Origin of the sequence: Nonomuraea sp. LPB2021202275-12-8 (genome assembly GCF_037044575.1) — a bacterium.
Classification (GTDB): domain Bacteria; phylum Actinomycetota; class Actinomycetes; order Streptosporangiales; family Streptosporangiaceae; genus Nonomuraea.
Map to the genome: position 1 here is coordinate 417,257 of NZ_JBAHWD010000002.1, position 21,799 is coordinate 439,055.

Annotated in this window: 21 protein-coding genes, 2 pseudogenes and 1 riboswitch; of the genes and pseudogenes, 11 read left to right on the top strand and 12 right to left on the bottom strand. The window is 72.2% G+C overall.

What is annotated here, in order from left to right; all coding sequences use genetic code 11:
* Positions 1-8: 8 nt before the first annotated feature.
* The 4 genes from V5E28_RS05775 to V5E28_RS05790 all read right to left on the bottom strand — a co-directional run bounded on the left by V5E28_RS05775 (position 9) and on the right by V5E28_RS05790 (position 3,420).
* A complete protein-coding gene (locus V5E28_RS05775) occupies positions 9-1,025 on the bottom strand; it encodes a hypothetical protein (RefSeq protein ID WP_336205316.1) in 1,017 nt (338 codons plus the stop codon).
* On the bottom strand, positions 1,022-1,504 hold the full coding sequence (locus V5E28_RS05780) for a SigE family RNA polymerase sigma factor (protein WP_336205317.1): 483 nt from the start codon (positions 1,502-1,504) through the stop codon (positions 1,022-1,024). The genes V5E28_RS05775 and V5E28_RS05780 overlap by 4 nt, the downstream gene beginning before the upstream one ends.
* An 87-nt stretch (positions 1,505-1,591) precedes the next feature.
* A complete protein-coding gene (locus tag V5E28_RS05785; protein WP_336205318.1) occupies positions 1,592-2,557 on the bottom strand; it encodes an adenylate/guanylate cyclase domain-containing protein in 966 nt (321 codons plus the stop codon).
* A gap of 134 nt (positions 2,558-2,691) precedes the next feature.
* Positions 2,692-3,420, bottom strand: coding sequence for a FadR/GntR family transcriptional regulator (locus tag V5E28_RS05790; RefSeq protein ID WP_336205319.1), 729 nt, complete (start codon positions 3,418-3,420; stop codon positions 2,692-2,694).
* A 111-nt stretch (positions 3,421-3,531) separates the two neighbouring features.
* On the opposite strand from V5E28_RS05790, the gene V5E28_RS05795 reads away from it, so the two are divergent.
* The 11 genes from V5E28_RS05795 (at position 3,532) to V5E28_RS05845 (ending at position 15,475) form a co-directional block, all read left to right on the top strand.
* A complete protein-coding gene (locus tag V5E28_RS05795) occupies positions 3,532-5,028 on the top strand; it encodes an ABC transporter substrate-binding protein (protein WP_336205320.1) in 1,497 nt (498 codons plus the stop codon).
* Positions 5,025-5,972: an ABC transporter permease gene (locus V5E28_RS05800; RefSeq protein WP_336205321.1), complete on the top strand. Its 948-nt coding sequence runs from the start codon at positions 5,025-5,027 to the stop codon at positions 5,970-5,972. The genes V5E28_RS05795 and V5E28_RS05800 overlap by 4 nt, the downstream gene beginning before the upstream one ends.
* Positions 5,969-6,814 carry an ABC transporter permease gene (locus tag V5E28_RS05805; protein ID WP_336205322.1) on the top strand — a complete coding sequence of 282 codons (846 nt, stop codon included), beginning with the start codon at positions 5,969-5,971 and terminating at the stop codon, positions 6,812-6,814. The genes V5E28_RS05800 and V5E28_RS05805 overlap by 4 nt, the downstream gene beginning before the upstream one ends.
* On the top strand, positions 6,801-7,721 hold the full coding sequence (locus V5E28_RS05810) for an ABC transporter ATP-binding protein (RefSeq protein ID WP_336205323.1): 921 nt from the start codon (positions 6,801-6,803) through the stop codon (positions 7,719-7,721). Before V5E28_RS05805 ends, V5E28_RS05810 begins: the two co-directional genes overlap by 14 nt.
* Positions 7,684-8,484 carry an ATP-binding cassette domain-containing protein gene (locus V5E28_RS05815; RefSeq protein WP_336205324.1) on the top strand — a complete coding sequence of 267 codons (801 nt, stop codon included), beginning with the start codon at positions 7,684-7,686 and terminating at the stop codon, positions 8,482-8,484. Before V5E28_RS05810 ends, V5E28_RS05815 begins: the two co-directional genes overlap by 38 nt.
* Complete coding sequence (locus tag V5E28_RS05820; RefSeq protein WP_336205325.1) at positions 8,481-9,662, top strand: M20 family metallopeptidase; 1,182 nt, start codon at positions 8,481-8,483, stop codon at positions 9,660-9,662. The genes V5E28_RS05815 and V5E28_RS05820 overlap by 4 nt, the downstream gene beginning before the upstream one ends.
* A complete protein-coding gene (locus V5E28_RS05825) occupies positions 9,659-10,702 on the top strand; it encodes a P1 family peptidase (RefSeq protein WP_336205326.1) in 1,044 nt (347 codons plus the stop codon). The genes V5E28_RS05820 and V5E28_RS05825 overlap by 4 nt, the downstream gene beginning before the upstream one ends.
* Positions 10,703-10,726: 24 nt before the next feature.
* The gene (locus V5E28_RS05830; protein WP_336205327.1) at positions 10,727-12,163 is read left to right on the top strand and encodes an aldehyde dehydrogenase family protein; all 1,437 of its coding nucleotides are present in this window, start codon (positions 10,727-10,729) and stop codon (positions 12,161-12,163) included.
* 123 nt (positions 12,164-12,286) lie between these two features.
* Complete coding sequence (locus tag V5E28_RS05835; protein WP_442945776.1) at positions 12,287-13,414, top strand: NAD(P)/FAD-dependent oxidoreductase; 1,128 nt, start codon at positions 12,287-12,289, stop codon at positions 13,412-13,414.
* A gap of 249 nt (positions 13,415-13,663) precedes the next feature.
* Positions 13,664-13,811: riboswitch (cyclic di-AMP (ydaO/yuaA leader) on the top strand.
* Between the two features lie 11 nt (positions 13,812-13,822).
* Complete coding sequence (locus V5E28_RS05840) at positions 13,823-14,500, top strand: CHAP domain-containing protein (protein WP_336205328.1); 678 nt, start codon at positions 13,823-13,825, stop codon at positions 14,498-14,500.
* A 135-nt stretch (positions 14,501-14,635) separates the two neighbouring features.
* Positions 14,636-15,475 carry a fumarylacetoacetate hydrolase family protein gene (locus V5E28_RS05845; RefSeq protein WP_336205329.1) on the top strand — a complete coding sequence of 280 codons (840 nt, stop codon included), beginning with the start codon at positions 14,636-14,638 and terminating at the stop codon, positions 15,473-15,475.
* 22 nt (positions 15,476-15,497) lie between these two features.
* Here V5E28_RS05845 and V5E28_RS05850 read toward each other — a convergent pair whose 3' ends face one another.
* From V5E28_RS05850 to V5E28_RS05885, 8 genes and pseudogenes are all read right to left on the bottom strand, one after another.
* Positions 15,498-16,403 (bottom strand): DNA-3-methyladenine glycosylase family protein, encoded by a 906-nt coding sequence (locus tag V5E28_RS05850; protein WP_336205330.1) that lies wholly within the window; start codon positions 16,401-16,403, stop codon positions 15,498-15,500.
* A 137-nt stretch (positions 16,404-16,540) separates the two neighbouring features.
* Positions 16,541-16,762 (bottom strand): annotated as a pseudogene (locus V5E28_RS05855) (siderophore-interacting protein); the annotation flags it as partial.
* Positions 16,763-16,859: 97 nt separating this feature from the next.
* Positions 16,860-17,672 carry a DUF1684 domain-containing protein gene (locus V5E28_RS05860; protein WP_336205331.1) on the bottom strand — a complete coding sequence of 271 codons (813 nt, stop codon included), beginning with the start codon at positions 17,670-17,672 and terminating at the stop codon, positions 16,860-16,862.
* A 104-nt stretch (positions 17,673-17,776) separates the two neighbouring features.
* Positions 17,777-17,932, bottom strand: a pseudogene (locus V5E28_RS05865) (cellulose binding domain-containing protein); the annotation flags it as partial.
* Positions 17,933-17,966: 34 nt separating this feature from the next.
* Complete coding sequence (locus V5E28_RS05870) at positions 17,967-19,523, bottom strand: choice-of-anchor I family protein (RefSeq protein ID WP_336205332.1); 1,557 nt, start codon at positions 19,521-19,523, stop codon at positions 17,967-17,969.
* Between the two features lie 11 nt (positions 19,524-19,534).
* Positions 19,535-19,675 carry a hypothetical protein gene (locus tag V5E28_RS05875; RefSeq protein WP_336205333.1) on the bottom strand — a complete coding sequence of 47 codons (141 nt, stop codon included), beginning with the start codon at positions 19,673-19,675 and terminating at the stop codon, positions 19,535-19,537.
* Positions 19,672-21,003, bottom strand: a complete 1,332-nt coding sequence (locus V5E28_RS05880; RefSeq protein ID WP_336205334.1) for an FtsX-like permease family protein — start codon at positions 21,001-21,003, stop codon at positions 19,672-19,674. Before V5E28_RS05880 ends, V5E28_RS05875 begins: the two co-directional genes overlap by 4 nt.
* Entirely contained in the window at positions 21,000-21,791 is a 792-nt protein-coding gene (locus tag V5E28_RS05885; protein WP_442945774.1) for an ABC transporter ATP-binding protein, read from the bottom strand. Before V5E28_RS05885 ends, V5E28_RS05880 begins: the two co-directional genes overlap by 4 nt.
* Positions 21,792-21,799 lie beyond the last annotated feature (8 nt).

Here is a 21,799-nt window from a genome sequence, read left to right on the forward strand (position 1 = left end):
AAATGTTCCTACTTGCTGAAGACGCCGACGGACCAGCGGATCGGCCGGTTGGTGGTCGCGCCGGACACCGTCATCCGCGCCTCGATGACAAGACGTTCCCCCTTGGGCACGGCCGGCAGCTCGATCATCGCCATCGGGAACGGCCCGCTCGTCCACTCGCCGCAGTTGCCGCTCTGCGCCGAGCCCTCCACCTGGTACGTGATGGACAACCGCCGGGCCAGGTCCCCGGTGCAGATCTGGTCGAGGGCGAGTTTGCGGCCGGTGCCCTCGACCTCGAATCGTGCCGTGGTGTCCTGCGGCCACACGCCGGTCCGGGAGTCCTCCAGCTCCCAGCCCTCCAGCCGATCCGGGAAATCCCTGACCTGCTCGGGCTCGACCGGCTGGGCAGGCGGCGTCCACTCGTACACGCCCAGGGACCAGACACCGCGTTCGGTCTTCACGGGTTCGCAGGGGGAGTCGCGATCCTTCATGACGCAGGCCGTCCCGTGAGAGGTCGCGTCGAAGGTGATCGTGACCTCCTTGGCGCCTTCGGGCACCGTTACCGGCAGGATCTCCAGGCGTTTCGAGCACTTGGTGAAGCTGACGGGCGGCCACGACGGCGCGCCGGTCGACACCCTCGGCGAGCTGTTGTCCGGCCCTTCGCAGACCGCCCCCACATCCAGCGGCCTGCCGGAGAGGGGGACCGTGACCGTGGCCTTCTGGCTGCCCGTCGCCTTGATGCTCGTCGTCGCCACGCGCCGGTATCCGGTGCCGTCCGGTGCGGTGAAGCGCTCGGGCAGCTCGGGCTGCACGCCGGTGACGACCGTCGCACTCTGCGGCCGCTCCGGCGGGGCGCCGGGAAGCAGCGAGACGCCGAGCGCCACCGCCGCCGTCAGCGTCACGCTCGCCGCCACACCACCCGCCGCCCGCCTGCGCAGGCGGGTGGCGCGGATGCGCGCGCGGATCTGCTCGTGGCGCCCGGGATTCGCCGGCGACGGGCCCTCGGCCCGCTCGCGCAGGACGTCCCGCAGATCTTGTACGGTCATCGCTGCATCTCCTTCACGATCGTCTCGTCCACGCGCAGCTTGGCCAGCGCCTTGGCGGTCTGGCTCTTGACCGTGCCGGCGCTGCAGCCCACCAGCCGCGCCACCTCGGTCACCGGCAGGTCCTCGTAGAACCGCAGCACGATCACCGCCCGCTGTTTGGCGGGCAGCCTGCCCACCGCGTGCCAGAGCTCCTCGCGCGCCTCGTGGAGCGCGTCGACGCTGGGGGTGTCGGGCAGGCTGTCGCTCGGCAGCTCGCCGCGCCACTTGCGGCGCCACCAGGACGTGTACGTGGTCACCAGCACCCTGCGGACGTACGCCTCGGGCTCGTCCACGCCGGACCAGGCGAACCAGGCCTTGGCCAGCGACTCCTGCAGCAGGTCCTCGGCGACCGCCCAGTCATGGGTGAGCAGGTAGGCGGTGCGTAACAGCCGGTCGGACCGCGAAATCACGAAGTCTTGAAATATCGCCCTATCCGCCAATGGATCGCCTTCCGTCTGAGCTTGCGACGCTACAGACGCATCGAGGCCGGTTCCGGGTTGCCCGGGAAGCGGATCGTCAGCCGGGTGTCAGGGGTTCTCGACTCGCGCCACGGTGAACGGGGCCAGCTCGCCGAGCCCCCGTACCGACAGGCGGTTGACCGGGCGCAGCCCGAACGCCCGGTCGCCCTCCAGTTCCTCGGCCAGCTCCGGGTCGGCCAGGATCGTGCCGGGCAGCGCGAGGGCGGTGAGCCTGCTGGCGAGGTTCACCGTGGTGCCGAACACGTCGCCCATCCGCCAGATGACCGGCCCGGCCGCCAGGCCCACCCGTAGCTGCGGCATGCCCCGGTCCCTGGCGTGGGTCTCCAGGAGCCGCAGCCCGATCTCCGCCGCCGCGTGCGACTTGTCCGCCACGAACAGCACCGAGTCGCCGAGGGTCTTGACCACCCGGCCGCCGTAGGAGGTGACGGCGTCGGCGGAGCGCCCTTCGAACCTGTCGACCAGCGTGGCCAGCTCCGTCTCGGTGATCTGCCTGCTCAGCCGGGTGAACCCGACCAGGTCCGCGAAGCCGACGGCCAGCCGTACGGTGCTCATGTCCTGTACGGCCAGGCGGCCGGCGGCGGCGGCGAGCTGGCGCTGCCAGGAGTAGGTCAGCAGTCGCGCCAGGTCCGGCACCACCCGCTCGGCCCGCCTGCGCCAGGCCTTGGGCCGCTCGGCCAGGGGCACGCCGGCCTGGTCGAGCGCCTCGGCGCCGAGCTCGGCCTGCGACTCCGCCAGCCGCGCCGTCGCCCTGCCGAGCGAGCGGGCCATCAGCAGGACGTGCTCCTCGTCGTAGACGCCGTCGCTGACCATGCCGATCAGCGTCTTCAGCGCCTCCACGTCGGAGTCGGTGAACTCCACGGCGTCGTCGGCCACGTTCGGGAACCCGAGCGCCCGCCAGAAGCGCCTGGCCCGGTAGACCGGCACGCCGGCCATCTCGGCGACCTGGTGGCTGGTATAGCGGCGGGGCTCGCGCAGGAACGCCTCAGCCAAGTCGCCCGTCTCGTCGCCAGCCACGGCTGCAACATAACACTCCTACCTGGCGTTCAACGCAGACGACTGCTCTTGTGGCGTAACGGATCTCTCCGGCGGAAGGCGGAGAATGCGCGCCGCCCAGCCGGGCCAGGCCGGAGGCCAACACGGCCGCAGCTCTACTCCAGCAGCGCGCGCAGCGCCGGACGCTCTCCGGCGGGCACGTAACCGACGTAGTAGTCGTACATCGTCTGCCGGGAGAGCCGCGCCGCCAGCGGGCCGTCGCCGGCGCGGACCGCCGCCAGCACCTCCTCGTGGTGACGGATGCTCCGCCACATGAGCGCCTGCCTGTCGGGCGCTCCCGCGATCTTCTCGGAGATCAGGCCGAGCACGATCGACCGGACCACGTCGGTGCAGATCTCGATGAGCTTGTTACGGCTGGCCCGCGCCACCGCGTCGTGAAAGGCCACGTCGGCGGCGCTGAACTCGTCGTAGCCCACCGCGACCGCCGCGCGCATCCGCCCGATCGCCGCGTCCATCTCATCGAGCTGCTCGTCGGTGCGCAGGCGGGCGGCCAGCAGGTTGGCCGAGGCGTCCAGCACCATCCGGAACTGCACCAGCTCGCCCAGCGACAGCTCGTCGACCCTGGCCAGCGTGGTCATCGACTTGTGTAATGCGGCGGGGGTGAAGGGCAGCACCTCGGCGCCGTTGGGATCGCCGGGGCGGGACCTGACGAGGCCACGGGCCTGCAGGACGCGCAGCGCCTCGCGGACGGTGGATCGGCTCACGGCGAACTGCGCCATCAGCTCGCGCTCGCTGGGCAGCCGCTCGCCCGGGTGCAGCGAACCCGACTCGACGGCCTCCTCGATCTGCTCCACGATCCGCTCGTAGGCGCGTACGGTCCGCACAGGTTCGAACCGTGGACCACCCATAAAGCCCCCTTGACCTGAGCCGTCACGGACTGGCAATGTGCGTAGCCTACTGGTCGGACCAGTGCACTAGCCAGGAGGCGCAAGGACATGAGGCGAGTCGGGACCTGGATCGCCGTGAGCGGTCTCCTGCTGAGCGTGGCCGCCTGTGGCGGTGGCGGTGGCTCCGAGAGTACGGGCGGCCAGACCGCCCAGGCGAAGACCCTTTCCGTCGGCTTCGTGGCCGAGCCCGCCAACCTGGACTTCACGGCGACCGAGGGCGCGGCCATCCCGCAGGCGCTGCTGGTCAACGTCTACGAGGGCCTGGTCAAGCTGGACCAGGAGGGGCAGATCCAGCCGCTGCTCGCCGAGAAGTGGGAGGTCTCGCCCGACCGCAAGACCTACACCTTCACCCTGCGCAAGGGCGTCACCTTCACCAGCGGCGCCCCCTTCACCGCCGACGACGTGGTCTTCTCCCTCGACCGGATCAAGTCCGACTGGAAGCTGAAGATCAAGTCGCAGCTCGACATGGTGGCGAAGGTGGAGAAGAAGGACGACAGCACCGCCGTCGTCACGCTGGACCGGCCCAGCAACGGCTTCCTCTACACCATGGCCACCAGGCTCGGCGCGATGTTCAGCCGCACCGGCGTCGCCGACCTGGCCAACAAGCCCGTCGGCACCGGGCCCTACACCCTCGGCGCGTGGCGGCGCGGCGACTCCATCCGGCTCGACGCCAACGCGAAGTACTGGGGCACCAAGCCCGCGATCTCGGGTGTGACGCTCAAATACTTCAAGGACGCCACGGCGATGAACAACGCGCTGCTGACCGGCGGCATCGACGTCATCTCCAGCGTCCAGGCCCCCGAGTCGCTGCAGCAGTTCGCCGACCCCAACCGCTTCGAGACGATCGAGGGCACCACCAACGGCGAGGTGGTGCTGTCGATGAACAACGGCCGCCCGCCGTTCAACGACAAGAAGGTGCGCCAGGCCGTCCGGCACGCCATCGACCACAAGGCGCTGCTCGACACCGCCTGGGCCGGGCGCGGCCAGCCCATCGGCTCGATGGTGCCGCCCACCGACCCCTGGTACGAGGACCGCACCGGCGACTACCCCTACGACGTGACCAAGGCCAAGGAACTGCTCGGCGGCAAGACGTACAACGTCAAGATGCGCATCCCCAACCTGCCCTACGCGGTGGCCGGCGCGCAGGTGGTCAAGTCGCAGCTCGCCCAGGTGGGGATCAACGCCGAGATCGAGCCGCTGGAGTTCCCCGCCCGCTGGCTCGACCTGGTGTTCACCAAGGGCGACTACGACCTGTCCATCATCAACCACGTCGAGCCCCGCGACATGAGCATCTTCTCTGACAAGTCCTACTACTTCCGCTACGACAACCCCGAGCTGGGTAAGCTGCTGGCCTCCGCCGACCAGGGCACCGAGCAGGAGCAGGTCGACGACCTCAAGCAGGCGGCCAAGCTGCTGTCCGACGACGCGGCGGCCGACTGGCTGTTCCTCTTCCCGAACCTGATGGTGGCGAAGAAGGGCGTCACGGGGCTGCCGAAGAACGCCATCGCGGAGTCCTTCGACTTCACCGGGCTCGCCAAGCAGTGATTCTCTACCTCCTGAAACGGCTGGTGGTGTTCCTCGCGAGCACCACCGTCGCCGGGGTGCTGGTGTTCGCCTTCATGGCGGTGCTCCCCGGCGACCCCGCCGAGGTCGCGCTGGGCGTCAACGCGACGCCCGAGGCGGTGGCTGCGCTGCGGGAGCAGTTCGGCACCGACCGGCCGGCGATCACGCAGTTCCTCGAATGGTTCGGCGGGCTCGTCACCGGTGACTTCGGCTCCTCCTACGTGACCAGCTCGCCGATCGGCCCGCAGATCAGCGACCGCCTCGGGGTGACCGCGGTGCTGGTGCTCGGCGGCATGGCCCTCGCCCTGGTCATCGCGGTCCCGGCCGGCACGTTCGCGGCCGTCCACCACCGCAACCCGCTCGGCGCCGCCATCAGCGCCTTCAGCCAGGTCGGCATCGCGATCCCGGCCTTCCTGGCGGGCATCCTGCTGGTGTTCGTCTTCGCGGTGAAGGCGCAGGCGCTGCCGTCCGGCGGCTACGTGCCGATCGCCGAGGACCCCGCCGGGTGGCTGCGCAGCCTGCTGCTGCCCTGGCTGTCGCTCGGCCTGGTCCAGGGAGCCGTGCTGACCCGCTACGTCCGCTCGGCCGTGCTGGAGGTGATGCGCGAGGACTACCTGCGCACCGCCCGCGCCAAGGGCCGGGGGCGGATGGGCGCCCTGTGGCGGCACGGCCTGCGCAACGCCTCCATCCCGGTGATCACCGTGCTCGGCCTGCAACTGGCCACCCTGCTCATCGGCGCGGTCGTGGTCGAGCGCGTCTTCGTCATCCCCGGCCTGGGCGACCTGCTGCTCAACGGCGTCGCGGGCCGCGACCTGCTGCTCGTCCAGGGTGTCGTCATGGTGCTGGTGGTGGCCGTCCTGCTGATCAACTTCCTGGTGGACATCACCTACGCCGCACTCGACCCACGACTGCGGGGGGCACGATGAGGGGCCGCGTCAACGCCGGCCTGATCACCGGGGGCGTCCTGGTCGGGCTCGTGGTGCTGCTCGCGCTGGTGTCGTTCGTGTGGACGCCGCACGACCCCGTGCTCGTCGACGCGGCGGGCAAGTTGCGCGATCCCGGCGGCGGCTACCTGCTCGGCGCCGACAAGTTCGGCCGCGACACCTTCAGCCAGCTCATGGTGGGCGCCCGCACCACCCTCTACGTCGGCATCGTGGCGGTCGGCATCGCGGCGCTCATCGGCACGCCGCTCGGCATGATCGCCGGCATGACCTCGCGATCCGGCGGGCTCGGCTGGCTGTCCGAGCTGATCATGCGGGTGAACGACCTCGTCTTCGCCTTCCCCGCACTGCTGCTCGCCGTCATGCTCGGCGCCGTCTACGGGGCCGGCACGCTCACCGCCATGATCGCCATCGGGGTGGCCACCGTGCCCGCCTTCGCCCGCGTGTCCAGGGCGGCCACGATGCAGGTCATGGTGACCGACTACGTCCTCGCCGCCCGGGCGGCCGGGCGGCGCCGGACCGCGGTGGCCGTGCGCCACGTGCTGCCGAACATCTCCTCCGTGCTGATCGTGCAGGCGTCGGTGTCGTTCGCCATCGCGATCCTGGCCGAGGCGGCGCTGTCGTTCCTCGGCTTCGGCACCCGCCCGCCCATCCCGTCGTGGGGGCGGATGCTGCAGGAGTCGCAGGAGCTGCTGTTCTCCACCCCTCGCCTGGCCCTGTGGCCGGGCCTGGCGATCGCGCTGGCGGTGCTCGGCTTCAACCTGCTCGGCGACGGGCTGCGCGACTATCTCGACCCCAAGCTCAGGAGGATCAGTGCTGAGCGTTGAGGGGCTCACCGTCCGCGCCGGCTCGGTGGAGCTCGTCCGGGACGTGTCGTTCCAGATCGCCCCCGGCGAGCGGGTCGGGCTGATCGGCGAGTCCGGGTCGGGCAAATCGCTGACCGCGCTGTCTCTCATGGGCCTGCTGCCCGAGGGCGTCGGCGCGTCGGGCAGGGCCCGCCTGCGCGACCGCGACCTGGTGGGCGTCACCGAGCGGCGGCTGAAGGACCTGCGCGGCCGGGTCGTCTCCATGGTGTTCCAGGAGCCGATGACCGCGCTGAATCCGCTCATGCGGGTGGGCGCGCAGGTCGCCGAGGTCATGACCCTGCACGGCAAGCCCGGCGGGCAGGCCCGCGCCCGCGCCGTCGAGCTGCTCGGCCGGGTGCGCCTGCCGCAGCCGGAGCAGGTCGCCCGCGCCTATCCCCACCAGCTCTCCGGCGGCCAGCGCCAGCGCGTCATGCTGGCCATCGCCCTGGCCAACGAGCCCGAGCTGCTCATCTGCGACGAGCCCACCACCGCGCTCGACGTGACCGTGCAGAAGCAGATGCTCGACCTCATCGCCGAGGTGGCGCCCGCGCTGCTGTTCATCACCCACGACCTGGCCGTCGTCGCCTCGGTGTGCGAGCGGGTCCTGGTGATGTACGGCGGCCGCGTGGTGGAGAGCGGGCCGATCCGCGAGGTCTTCGGCAGCCCCCGCCACCGCTACACCGAGGGCCTGCTGGCCGCCTCCAAGCTGACACCGCGCGGCACCAGGCTGCCCACCATCGCCGGCAGCGTCCCCCAGGCCGGCCACTTCCCCGGCGGCTGCGTCTTCAGGAACCGCTGCCCGCACGCCACCGCCACCTGCGAGCAGGAACCCGCGCCGACAGGAGAGGGCCATGCCTACGCATGCTGGCACCCCGCTGATCGAGGCTGAGAACCTCAGCCGCGTCTACCAGCGCCCCCGCACCTCGCTCACCAGGCCCGCGGCGGCGGTGCACGCCCTGCGGCAGGTGTCGCTGACCGTCGGCAGGGGCGAGCGGTTCGGCATCGTGGGCGAGTCGGGCTCCGGCAAGTCCACACTGCTGCGCCTGCTGTGCGCGCTCGACCAGCCCACCAGCGGCTCCATCCGCTTCGACGGCCAGGAGATCACCGGCAGGCCGGAGCGGCGGCTGCGCTTCCTGCGGCGGAGCCTGCAGATCGTCTTCCAGGACCCGATGAGCTCGCTCGACCCCCGCATGCGGGTGCGCGACCTCGTCGCCGAGCCGCTCGTCGCCCTCGGCGAGCCCGTCGGCGGGCGGGTCACCGAGCTGCTCGACGAGGTCGGGCTGCCCGCCTCGGCCGCCGACCGCTACCCGCACCAGTTCTCCGGCGGGCAGCGCCAGCGCATCGCCATCGCCCGCGCGCTCGCTCCCCGCCCCAAGGTGCTGGTCGCCGACGAGCCCGTCAGCGCCCTGGACGTGTCCGTGCGCGGGCAGATCCTCAACCTGCTGGCCGACCTGGTCGACGAGCTGGGCCTCACCCTGGTCTTCGTCTCGCACGACCTGTCCGTCGTACGACACGTCTGCGAGACGGTGGCGGTCATGAACAACGGCGAGATCGTGGAGACCGGCGCCGTAGACGACATCTGGGCCGAGCCGCGCCACGCCTACACGCGCACGCTGCTGCAGGCCGTACCCACGCTGGAGGGATTTCTGTGATCGAAGTGGACGCCCGCGGGGTCGTCGAGTTCACCCAGGCGCTGGTCCGCGTGCCGAGCACCAACGACCCGGCACGCGGGCGCAGCGAGCAGGCCGCCGCCGACCTGGTCGCCGCCAAGATGCGCGAGTGGGGCTGGGAGCCGTCCGTGTACGAGGCCGCGCCCGGCCGGCCGAACGTGGTCGCCGTCGTCGAGGGCGGCGGCGGCGACGGGCCGACGCTGATGTTCGAGGGCCACACCGACGTGGTGACCGAGGGCGACCTGTCGACGTGGACCGTGGACCCGTTCGGCGGCGAGATCCGCGACGGCAGGCTGTGGGGCCGCGGCAGCGCCGACATGAAATCCGGCCTGGCCGCCACCCTCTACGCCACCCGGGCGCTGCAACTGTCTGGACCGTTCCCGGGACGGATCAAGGTGTGCGCGCTGGCCGACGAGGAGGGCCTCATGCTGGGCGCCCACCACTTCGTCGCCGAAGGGCTCGGCGCCGGCGTGGACGGCGCCATCGTGGCCGAGCCGGAGGCGGGCGAGATCTGCGCCGTCGCCAAGGGGGCGCTGCGGCTGCGCGTCGACTTCACCGGCAAGATGGCCCACGGCGCCATGCCGCAGCACGGCCGCAACCCCATCGAGGCCGTGGGCGCCCTGCTGGCCGGGCTGCGCACGCTGCAACAGGAGCTCCAGCGGCGCCATCAGGCCCACGAGCACCTCGGCGAGGTGTACGTGACGCCCACCGTGGTCCGCGCCGGCACCGAGGAGCAGGTCAACGTCATCCCCGCGACCGCCTCGGTCTTCGTCGACGTGCGCACCATCCCGGGGCTGGACCACAAGGAGGTCGCCGACCGCGTCGCCGCCCTGGCCGCATGGGACGGGGTCGCCGCCGAGGTGTCCGTCCTGGTGGACCGGCCGCCCGTGGACGTTCCCGTCGACGATCCGGTCGTGGCCGCGCTCGCCGCCGCGCACCGCGACGTGACCGGCTCCGAGCCCGTCTACGGCGGGGTCCCCGGCTCCACCGACGGCACCGTGCTCACCCACTGGGGCGGCATCCCGTCCGTCGTGTACGGTCCCGGCGGCAAGTGGATCGCCCACCAGGCCGACGAGTATGTCGAAGTGGACGAGATCGTCCGGTGCACCCGCGTCTTCGCCGAGGCGGCCCGCCGCTTCCTCACCCGGAGCCTGGGGTGAGATCCGGCCCCGGCAACTCTCTCGCCGACGTCGACGGCCTCCGGGTCGGCCACGCCCAGCGGGTGGGCGACGGCTATCGCACCGGCGCCAGCGTCGTGCTCGCGCCTCCCGGCGGCATGGTGGCGGGCGTGGACGTGCGCGGCGCCGCCCCCGGCACCCGGGAGACCGAGCTGCTGGACCCGCGCAACCTGGTCGAGCGGGTGCACGCCATCGTGCTGAGCGGCGGCAGCGCCTACGGCCTCAGCGCGGCCTGTGGCGTCATGGACCGCCTGGCGGACGCGGGAATCGGCTTCCCGGTGGCGGACGGCGTCGTGCCGATCGTGCCCGCGGCCGTCATCTACGACCTCGGCCGGGGCGGCCGCTTCCGCGCCACTCCCGACGCGGCCTTCGGCCACGCCGCCTACGACGCCGCCCTCTCGGGGACCTCTCACGGCGTCGCGGGATCCATCGGGGCCGGCGCCGGCGCCATGGCGGGCGGGCTCGCCGGAGGGATCGGGACCGCGAGCGTCGTCCTGCCCTCGGGCGCCACCGTGGCCGCGCTGGCCGTGGTCAACGCCGCCGGGTCCGTCCTGGATCCGGGCGGCGGCAGGCTGTCCGGCGCCCGCTACGGACTCCCCGGCGAGTTCGACCACCTCGGGGAGCCGGACGAGCGGGAGGTCGCCGCCTGGCAGCCCGCCGGGGTGACCTCACTCAACACCACGATCGGCGTCGTCGCCACCGACCTGACCCTCACCAAGGCGCAGTGCGGCAAGCTCGCCGGAGTCGCGCACGACGGGCTCGCCCGGGCCATCCGTCCCGCGCACACGATGGTCGACGGCGACACCGTCTTCGCCGTGGCCACCTGCGTCCGGCCCGCGCCCCAGGAGGCGGCGAGCGTCTTCGGGACCCGCGAGCCGGAGCCCGACGGGGCGCACCTGCACGACCTGCTCGCCGCCGGGGCCGATGTGTTCAGCCGGGCCGTGGCGCACGCGGTGCTGGCCGCCACCGGGCGCGAGGGGGCACCCGCGTATCTCGACGTGTTCCCGAGCGCATTGCGGTGAACATCATGATTATTGGGGGACAGCATGAAATATCCGGAATTTGAGGACGCATGGCCATCCGGCCTGCCCGTCGGGGACGGCTGGGCCGAAGCTCCGGCGTACTCTGACGTGATCTTCCCGTACGACGGATCCGTCGTGACGAGCGCGCCCGTCGGGGACGTCGCGCTGGCAGCGCGGGCGGTCGACGAGGCGCTCGCCGTCGCCCCCGCCATGGCCGCGCTGCCGTCGCACGCCCGCCGCGCCGCGCTGATGAGCGCGCACGACGCGCTCGCCGAGCGGCGCGCGGACTTCGAGCGGCTGCTCGTGCTGGAGACCGGCAAGCCCCTGGTGGACTGCCGGGTCGAGGTCGCGCGCACGCTCGTCACCCTCGCCACCGCCGCCGAGGAGGTGGCCAGGCTGCACGGCGAGACCGTGCCGCTGGACCTGCTGCCGTCGGGTGAGGGGCTGATCGGGTTCTGGACGCGCCGGCCCATCGGGGTCGTGGTCGGGATCACCGGATTCAACTACCCGCTGCTGCTGGCCGCGCACAAGCTCGCGCCCGCCGTGGCGGCGGGCTGCCCGGTGATCGTCAAGCCCGCTCCCGCGACGCCGCTGGCGACGCTCTGGCTGGTGCACCTGCTGCGCTCTTCCGGCGCGCTGCCCGCGGCGGCGGTGCAGCTCGTCACCGGCGACATCGAGGTGGGCCGCACCCTGGTGGAGGACCGGAGGATCGGCGCCGTCTCGTTCACCGGCTCGGCCGCCGCCGGGCACGCCATCGCCCGCAACGCCGCACCCACCAAGGTGCTGCTGGAGCTCGGCTCGAACGCCGCCCTCGTGGTCGCCGCCGACGCCGACCTGGAGGCCGCCGCCGACGCCGTGGTGCGCGGCGGCTACTACGCCTCGGGGCAGGCGTGCATCTCGGTGCAGCGGGTGGTGGCCGAGGAGGCGGTGCACGAGGAGCTCCTCGAGTTGCTCGCCGCGCGGATGAAGGACGTGGTGGTGGGCGATCCGCGCTCGCCCGAGACCAGGGTGGCGCCGCTCGTCGACCCGGCCGCGACGGACCGGGTGCTGGACTGGATCGCCTCTTCCGGAGCCAGGCTCGTCACCGGCGGCGTGCGGGACGGCCGGGCCATCGCGCCCACCCTGCTCGCCGACGTGCCCGGCGGGGCCGCCGCCTGGGAAGAGGAGATCTTCGGGCCCGTCGTGTGCGTGCGGCCCGTGCCCGACCTGGAGGCCGCCTTCGCCACGGTCAACGCCTCCCGCTACGGCCTGCACGCCTCGGTCTTCACCCGGTCGCTGGCCACGGCGTTCGCCGCGATCGAGCGCATCGAGGCCGGGGGAGTGGTGGTGAACGAGGTGCCGGGCTTCCGGGCCGACAACATGCCGTACGGCGGCGTCAAGGACTCCGGCATCGGCCGCGAGGGCCCCCGGTTCGCCATCGAGGAGCTGACGGTCACCCGGATGGCCATCATCCGGCCCTGAGCGGTCGCTCGCGCACGCCGGCCCCGGCCGGACGGACACACGCTGTTCGAGCGTACCCACCTGCTCTTCGCCGGAGGCGTCGCCGAGCTGGCCCGCGCCGGAGTCCTGCGACGCGTCGAGAAGATCGGCGCCCCCCGGCTCTCCCGCGCCTTCATCGGCGGGCCCGGCCACGCGGCCGACGGCGCCTACACCCCGGTCGACGGAATCGACTACGGCATGTGCGTGCGGCGCGCCCCCTTCGACGCGGCCCTCGTGGAGAACGCCCGCGAGGCCGGCGCGGAGATCAGGCAGGGGCATCGCGTCACCGGCGTGCTCTGGGAGGACGGCCGGGCCGTCGGCGTGCGCGTCCGCGACCAGAACGAGCGAGGGAGCGGGGGACAGGAGTACGAGATCCGCGCCCGCCTGGTCGTCGGCGCGGACGGCCGCCGCTCCACCGTCGCGCGCCTCGTCGGCGCCGAGCGTCCGCGCGTCTCCCACCCCAACGGCAGGGCGTGCTACTACGCCTACTACGAGGACCCGCGGGAGGAATGGCGCTCCACCGCCGCGATGTGGCTGACCGGCCGGGAACTGGGCAACGCCTTCCCCTGTGACGAAGGGCTGTCACTGGTTCTCCTGATGCCGCCGGTCGAGCGGGCCGCGGACTTCCGGGGCAACCTGGAGGCGGAGTTCGACCGGACCGTCGGCCTGGTGCCGGGGCTCGCCACGCGCCTGGAGGGCTGCACGAGGACCACGAAGATCGTCAGTTCCGCCGAGTACCCGTCCTACTTCCGCCGCTCGTCCGGGCCCGGCTGGGTCCTGGCCGGCGACGCCGGGCACTTCAAGGACCCGGTCACGGCGCAGGGGATCCGCGACGCCGTGCGGTTCGCCCGCCTGCTTGGCGAGAGCGTCGCCGGCGCCCTGGACGACCCTGCGGCGCTCGACCGCGCCACCCGGGCATGGGAGCGCTCGCGCGACGAGCAGTGCGTGCACACCTATCACTGGACGAACCTGCTCGGGCGCGGAGACGGCCTGGCGCACGTCCAGTTCGAACTGCTGCGTGCGCTGACCGAAGGGCCTGGCGGCGTGCGCCGCGTCCTCGACGTCTACTCCCGGATCCGGGACCCGCGTGAAACCCTCGCCCTGCCCGGTCTGCTCCGGGCGACCGTGCGCGCGCTCCGGCACGGCCATCGGGCACGTCCGGCGGTCCTGAGGGGCGCGCGCGACGCCCTGCTCGAACTGGCCGGGCACCGCAGGAGGCCAGAAGGCTTCTGACCGGCCGTCTCAGCTGATCCTGACGCCGGAATTCCGGGTCCGCCGGAAGGGGGCAAAGGTAAAGAATCGGGCCGCGAATGCCTATGGCACAGGGCATCCCGTTAGGGAGTCAGGGGCGTCACTTGCATCGTTCTATGCCGTTCGCTTACCTTTGAGTCATCCGCGGTGCACGCTTGGGTTTAACGATATGCCAGCGTGGCCGTTCAATCGCCGAGACCACGTCCCATCTGCGAGAACGTTCGTCCGCAGAGGCCGTGGCCGCCGAATCCGCGAAATCGCGAAACCGGGGACCCATTCATTTCTGGGGTGAATCGGTTCGCTCTCTCCTGAGCGTTCCGTAGGGCACTTCCACGCCCGAACCCGTCAGCTAACCCGGTAGGCGGCATGGAAGCAAGGAGCACCCCCAGAATGGCCAAGAACATCCTCAACCGCGCCCATATCCGGTCCAACGTCGCCCGCTTCGCTGTCGGGCTGAGTGTCGCGGCCGGAGCGGCCATCGTCGGCACGCCCGCCTTCGCGGCGGACCACCCGGCGCAGACCAACCCCGCGCAGTCCCAGAACGTCGCCGCGGCCCAGACCAAGAACACCCAGATCAGCACGCAGACCGTGCTGAAGGTGGCCGAGTCCCAGATCGGCGTGAAGGAGAACGCCGCCGGTGGCGGCACGCCGTACCACAGCTGGTACATGTCCTCCCCGCGCGCGAGCGAGACGCTGGCCCGCGACGGCGGCGGCAGCCCGCAGCTGTACGCCAACGCCCCGTGGTGCGCCATGTTCGTCTCCTGGGTCGGCGAGAAGGCCGGCGCCCGGACCTCCATGGGCTGGGACGCCTACACCGTCACCTACGCCGACTGGTTCAAGGCCAACCAGCACTGGGGCACCCAGGCCAAGCCCGGCTCGGTCGTCTTCTACGACTGGAACGGCGGCAAGAGCACCAGCGGCATCGACCACGTCGGCCTGGTCAAGCACGACAACGGCAACGGCACGATCACCACGATCGAGGGCAACACCGGCAACGGCAAGGTCGAGGAGCGAGTCCGGCCCACGTCCCAGGTCGTCGGCTACGGCTACCCCGAGTACAAGGCCTGACGCCTCCCGGCCTCACCACCATGAGGCCGACGCCCGCCGGCTGAGTAGGCTGCCGGACGTGGCGAGCCCGGCGCGGGCGCGCCGCGACCCGGACGGGCCCCGCTCGGGGCCCGCTCGCTCGACAGGAAGGCGCTCATGCACCTCGTCCGATGCTCTCGTTCCTCCCGCTGGGCGGTGCGCGCCGAGGGCGCCGATTCCGCGCTGCCCGCAGGCTTCTCGCTGGGCGAGGCGCTGTCCGCCGACCTCGGCCACTTCCGTGAGCTGCTCGACCGCGCCTCCGAGCCACTCGACGAGGTGACGCCCGCCGCGCCCGTCGACGCCGACACCGAGGTGTGGGCGGCCGGGGTCACCTACCGGCTCTCCCGCGAGGCCAGAGTCGAGGAGAGCACCGAACCCGACATCTACCAGCGGGTCTACGACGCCGAGCGGCCTGAGCTGTTCTTCAAGTCGATCGGCAGGCGGGTGCGCGGCCACGGCCAGTCCATCGGCGTGCGGCCCGACTCCACCTGGGACGTCCCCGAGCCCGAGCTGGCCGTGGTGGTCACGGCCAGCGGCGAGATCGCCGGCTACACCGTCTGCGACGACGTCAGCTCCCGCTCGATCGAGGGCGAGAACCCGCTCTACCTGCCACAGGCCAAGATGTACGCGGGCGCCACCGCGCTCGGGCCCGGCATCCGCCCCGCCTGGGAGGTGCCCGACCCGTACGACCTGGCGATCGAGATGTCGATCTCGCGTGGCGGCGTGGTCGCGTGGTCGGGCGCGGCGAGCACCTCCCAGCTCCACCGCCGCCTCGACGACCTGGTCGGCCACCTGTTCCGCGCGGACCGCCACCCGCAGGGCGTGATCCTGTCCACCGGCACCTGCCTGGTTCCCGGCCAGGAGTTCACCCTGACGCCGGGCGACCAGGTGGAGATCCGCATCGAGGGGATCGGAACCCTCGCCAACGACGTGCTGCCCGCGCTGGAGATCGCCTGACGGCGCTCGCGCCTGATGTGGGTCAGCGGGTGGCCGGGATGCCGCCCGCCGCCCGCTCGTCCGTGACGCCGTAGGTGGCCGCCCTGAACAGGAACGAGGCCCACGAGCGGTGGGGCCGCCACGCCTCGGCCAGCTTCCGGTACGCGGCCGGCGGCGCGTCCTCCGGCAGCCCGTACGCCTCGCGCAGGATCGCGAACAGGCGCGGCTCGTCTCCCGGAAACGCGTCCGGCGCGCCCGCGCCGCGGATCAGGATCAGTCCCGCCGAGAACGGCCCCACACCGGGCAGGGCACGCAGGTCGGCCAGGGCCTCCTCCGGGCCCACCGAGCGCAGGTGCTCGGTGGTGAGCGCCCCGTCGAGCGCCGCGCGGGCCAGCCCGCGCAGCCACTCCTCCTTCTGCGCGGGCAGCCCCAGGCCACTGGCCTCCACCAGCGTCACGGGCGGAGGGAAGGCCGCGTACGCCCGCCCGTCCACGATGACCTTCGCGCCGTACCGCTCGGCGATGCGCTGCTTGAGCTTGGCGGCGATGACCATCGACGAGCGCTGCACGATCACCGCCCAGCACGCCGCCTCCCACGGGCTCCAGAAGCACACCGGCCGCAGGCCGGGGGAGCGCCGCTGCAGGTCGCCGAGCACCGGATCGGCCTCGCCGAGCTTGGCGAAGCCGGCGCCGTCCACGTCGAGGGAGAGGATCCGCGCCACCTCGCCCCGGATTCCCGGCCCCACGGCCCGCGTCGTCGTGACGCGGACCCCGTCCGGCGCGGAAGTCACGGTCACGCCGACCGGCAGCCAGTCCGACTCCGCGCAGTAGGCGAAGCGCAGCGCCCGCCCGTCGGAGGGCAGGGCGCTGGTCGCCGGCCAGTCCTCGACGAAGCGGAGCGAGGCGCCGAAGTCGAAGGGGCCCTCGGCCGTGAGCGTGAATCCGTGCATGTGCGCATCGTAGGAGGCCGCGACTCTCCTCGCTCCTCCGGCGTCCGCGTCAGTGGGCGCGCCCGGCCCGCCAGTAGCCGCAGAACATGATGTGCTCCTTCGGCACCCCTGCTCCGACCCAGTGGCGGGGATCCGTGCAGGACGAAGTCCACGTCGATCTCGGGGCCTTCGGCCCGGTAGGCGCGGACGGTGTAGTTGCGCAGGACGTGGCGGGAGTCCTTGGGGATGGTCAGGAACCTGGCGTAGGCCAGAGGGCTGATCTTGTTCGGCAGCCGCGACAGCGGTTCGTCCGAGACCGGGATGAACAGGCGGAACCACTGGGCGCGGGCAGGCGGCAGCCCGCCCCACGACAGATGCATAGGCAAGCATTGGCTTAGTCGTGGGCCTGCCTTTGCGAAATGAGGACTCAGGAGTGGACGGCCGGGCGCCTGAGTGATCCGAGTCACATGAGAGGTGTCAGCCGCGCTCGTACGGGATCTTCTCGCCTGCCTCGATCGCGACGGGTAGCCGGTTCTCCGCCGGCGGCAGTGGGCAGGTGGCGAAGTCGGTGTAGGCGCAGGGCAGGTTCGTGGCCCGGTTGAAGTCCACGAGCACGCCGCCGTCGGCGTCGGGCGTCCCCAGTTGCAGGACGCGGTTGGCGGCATAGGTGGACACGCCGGAGGTCGCGTCGGTGAACAGGGCAATCAGGCTGCCCGGCGCGTGGCCGGCGAACACCGTCAGGCTCAGCGCGCGTCCGTCGAGCTCGAACTCGATCCTGCCGGGCGCGTCGTACACATGCCGCAGCCCGTCCACCGCCGCCCCGACGGTCGTCGGCCGGGGCTCGTCGAACGGCACGTAGCGGCCGGCGACCAGCCAGCGGGAGGCGGGCGGGAACGCCGGGGTGCCGGCGTAGGCGACGCGCGGCGGGTGGTCCGGATGCCTCGGCCTGACGATGTCGTGCCCGCCCCGCTTGGCCACCTCGATCACCGCCTCGCCCCAGGTGGCGTTGACTCCCCCGCGTTCGGGGAGGACGCCGAACACGTGCCTGCCGCGTACCGGCGTCCCGTCGACGACCAGTTCCTCGCCCTCGCCGAGGGCCACGACGACACCCTCGTCGCCGGTCGACCACTCGCCCGGCGCGTCAGGCAGGCGCTGCGGCTCGGGCGTCAGCCAGTGCAGGTTCGTGACGGCGAGGAACCCGTGCGGATCGGCCAGCGCCGCCTCGTGTCGCTGGTGCCAGTCGTGCCATTCGTGGACGTACGCGACCGTGTCGGTGACCTGGGCTGTCATGCTGCTCCTCGAACGCCGTGGATCCTTTCATGCTATTCCTACCTTTTATATAGGATTATGTCCAGGCCGGGTCCTGCCGGACCGTGTCCGGCAGGGCCCGGCGGTTACGGCGCGCCGGCCGAGCAGGCGGTGCCGTTGAGCGAGAAGGCGGCGGGCTTGGCGGTGTCGCCCGTGTGGGTGGCCTGGAACCCGAAGGAGACCGAGGCTCCCGGCGCGATGCCGGCGTTGTAGGGGGCGTTCGCCGCGGTCACCTGCCCGCTGGACGGCGAGACGGAGTTTCATGGTCCAGACCGGCTAGGACCTGATCTCGTACACGGAGGTGGTGCCGCTCACCTCGTTGCCGACCACCAGCAGCGGCGACCGGGTCGGGCTGTCGTGCGCGTCGATGAAGAGCACGCCCTCCGGGCCGACGTCCCCCGCCGTGCCGGCCTCGACGTCGCCGGCGAAGTCACGCGTGTTGACGTATCCGGCCTGCCGGGGCCTGCTGGGGTCGGACAGGTCGTACGCGACGATCCCGCCGACCCGCTCCAGGCCCGCGAAGACGTACGTACGGCCGCGTACCTCGCCGACCGTGACGCCCTCCGGCTCGGGGCCCTTGTTGTCGCTGCGGGAGTCGAAGGAGTCGTTCTCCTCGTTGTCGAAGTTGAACTGCCCGGGCAGCTCGCGCGCGACCAGCCGCTCCAGCTCGCTGCCGGAGTCCCAGACCAGCGAGCCGTCGGCGGCGCGGACCGAGATGGACCGGGCGCCGAACACGCGCAGCTCGGTGTACCTGCCGTCCGCGTCCTTGGGCGAGTCGGACAGCACGGTCAGCCGGCCCAGCTCGGTGTCCCGCTTCAGGGCGGCCGCGTCCGGGAACGCCGACGGCGACAGCTCGGCGTCCTTGACCCGCACCTCGTCGGCGTGGCACTCCCAGTCGCGGCTGTCGCCCTCGTTGGCGGTCACCAGGTAGGTCCGGCCGCGGCCGCGGAAGTGGCTGATGGCGTCGGGCATGTACACGCCCTTGACCGGGTGCGTCCGGATGTCGATCTTGCCGTCGCGGTCGGAGGCGTCCAGCGCGCCGGCGGGCCGCGAGTGGTCCTTGAGTTCCAGCGGCACGATGTCGCGCACCGTGGCCCGGTCGAGGTCCACGACGGCCAGCGCGTTGTTCTCCTGCAGCGTGACCCAGGCGGTGCCCTTCTCCGTGGTGATGTACTCCGGCTCCAGGTCCTGAGCCGCGCTCACCCCCGGCCCGCTGATCCGCACGCCCTTGGCGCGCAGCCGGTCCTCCTTGCCGTTCCAGGCCCGGAAACCGGCGGTGCGTACGGTGCCGCGCCGCACGTCGATGACGCTGATCGAGCCCTCGGGGTCGTCGACGGCGTCCGCGCAGTAGGAGGCGGCCTCGCCCTCGTTCGCCACGACGACCTGCCGTCCGTCTTCGGTGAAGGTCAGCATGTCGGGCAGCGCCCCCACGGTGACCTGGCGCTGCTTCGCGCCGGTCCGGGCGTCGAAGAACGCGACGCTGCCCGCGGCCGTCTTGTTCGCCGCCTGCTGGGCGACCGCCGCCACCCCGTCGTGCACGGCCACGCTGTTGACTCCGGGCGTGGCGAGCGAGGTGACCTTGCGCGGCTCGCGCGGGTCGCGGATGTCGAGCACGTCCACCGTGCCCTGCTGCGCGTTGACGACGAAGACCCGCCGGGTCTTCACGTCGTAGGCAGTGATCTCCGCCGCCCCGACTCCGACCGCGCCGGAAGAGTGGCGGCCGAGCAAGGACAGCTCGATACCGGCGGGCTTGGGGTGAGCGGAGGCGGCGGGCGCCATGGCGAACACGGACAAACTTGCCGCCGCCAGACAAAGCGGAGTGGTGATACGCATGGGGCGGAGTGTCACGGCCTCGCGTGACCACTTCCCGCCGCCCGGATGACCAGCACCTGAACCGCGGCTTCCAACTCCATGACCAACTCCATGACCACCTCCATGACCACGCGCCGGTCGTCGGACGCGGCGCGGGCGCGCCGCCGGTTCATGCCGCGGTGAGTGCTTCGACCGGGCGGGTACGCAGCGCGCCCACGGCGGTCGGGATCGCGGCCGCCATGACGAGCAGCAGCGCTCCGCCGGCGATGGCGGCGTACATCCACCCCGGGCCGGTCGCGATCGGCGATCCGGTCTTGACCAGGCTGTAGGGGACGGTCGTGGCCGCGGCGGCGACCGTGCCGAGCACGAGCGCGAGGACCGCCGTCATCGCGCCCTCGACGGCGACGGTCGCCAGCACCTGCCCGCGGGTGGCGGCCGACAGCCGCAGGAGCCCGAACTCGCGCCGCCGCCGCCGGGTGGCCGCGATCAGCGTGTTCACCACCACGATCGCCGTGAACGCGATGATCATGGCGACGACCAGGTAGTTCACCGGAGCGAGCTGTGAGCTGACGTCACCGGCCGCGTGGGGGACGCTGTCCTCGGTGGTCTGCATGTACAGCGTGCCTCCGGCGATGCCGACCAGGAGGATCAGCGGCGACGCCACGCTGCCGCTGTGCTTGGCCCGGGCGTGGACGTTACGCGCGGCCAGCCGCGTGGTCGCCCCGAGCCGGGCCTCCGACAGCCACCGGGCGGGGAAGAAGGCCGCCGGGCTGAGCAGGGCCAGGCCGACCGCGACCGCGACACCCGCCGGCCCGGCGGTACTGGACAGGAGTGGCCCGTTCTCCATGAACAGCGTTCCGGCCGACAGACTGAGCCCCACGACCAGCAGCACCGCCCCGGCCAGCACCCGGCCGCGGGTCAACGCCTGGGCGGGGGTGGCGGCCGAGGCCGCGGCCAGTGCCCTAACGGGCGGGATGGTGGCCGCGCGCCGACTGGAGATCAGGGCCGCAGCGAGGGCCGCGAGCAGGGAGGTGCCCGCGCCGATCGCGACGCACACCTCGCCCGCCGCCAGCCGGGTTCCGGCGTCCACCAGCCCTCCGTCGACCAGCCGCTCGAGGACGAGCGCGCCCAGCCCGACGCCGGGCAGCAGCCCCGCCGCGACCGCGGGAACGGCCGTGATGGCCGTCTCCAGCACGATGTTCTGCCGGATCTGCCGGGGGGTGGCGGCGATCGAGCGCAGCAGCGCCAGCTCCTGCTCGCGGTGCTGGATCGTGAGGGACACGGTGGAGATCACGCCGAACGCGACGATCGCCACGGTCCAGCCGCCCAGGATCGCCGGCAGCATGATGAGGAACCCGCTGTCGCGGCCGGTCGCCAGCCCCGTCTCCAGCAGGCTCGCGAACGCGGTGAGCAGCGCGGTCCCGGACGCCATGACGGCGGCCGAGGCGAGGTAGGAGGCCCGGTGCGCGCGGACCGTGGCGAATGCCAGCTTCCACTTCATCGGGCGCCACCGCTCCGGCCCGCAGGCGCCGACAGGCCGGCCATCCGCGCGGCGACCGCCGCCGCGTCGGGCCGGGACATGGTGTCCACGATTCGCCCGTCGGCGAAGAACACCACCGCGTCGGCGTACGAGGCCGCCACCGGGTCGTGCGTCACCATCACGATCGTCTGCCCGGTGCCGCTCACCGCCTCGCGCAGGATGCCGAGGACCTCGCGCGCGGCCTGAGTGTCGAGCGCCCCGGTCGGCTCGTCGGCGAAGACGATGGCCGGCTGCGACAGCATGGCCCGCGCGATGGCCACCCGCTGTTGCTGCCCGCCGGACAGCTCGGCGGGCCGGTGATCGATCCGGTCACCGAGCCCGAGCCGCGCGAGCAGCCCCCGCACCTGCCGCGGATCGGCCCGGCGGCCGGCGAACTCCAAGGGCAGCGCCACGTTCTGCGCCACCGTCAACGTGGGCACCAGGTTGAACGACTGGAAGACGAACCCCATGCGTTCGCGCCGCAACCTGGTCAGGGCCGTCTCGTCCGCATCGGTCAGTTCGTAGCCATCGAGGACCACGGATCCGGAGTCGGGCCGATCCAGCCCGGCCGCGCAGTGCAGCAGGGTGCTCTTCCCCGATCCGGACGGGCCCATGACGGCGGTGAAGGTGCCGCGCGGGATCGACAGCGACACCTGGTCCAGCGCCGTTACAGCCGCGTCGCCGGCACCGTGGCGTTTCGTCACATGGCGGAGTGCGAGTGCGGGGGTCGTTTTGTTCGTCACTTCATTCGCGTACGCTGCACGAGTCATAAATACAC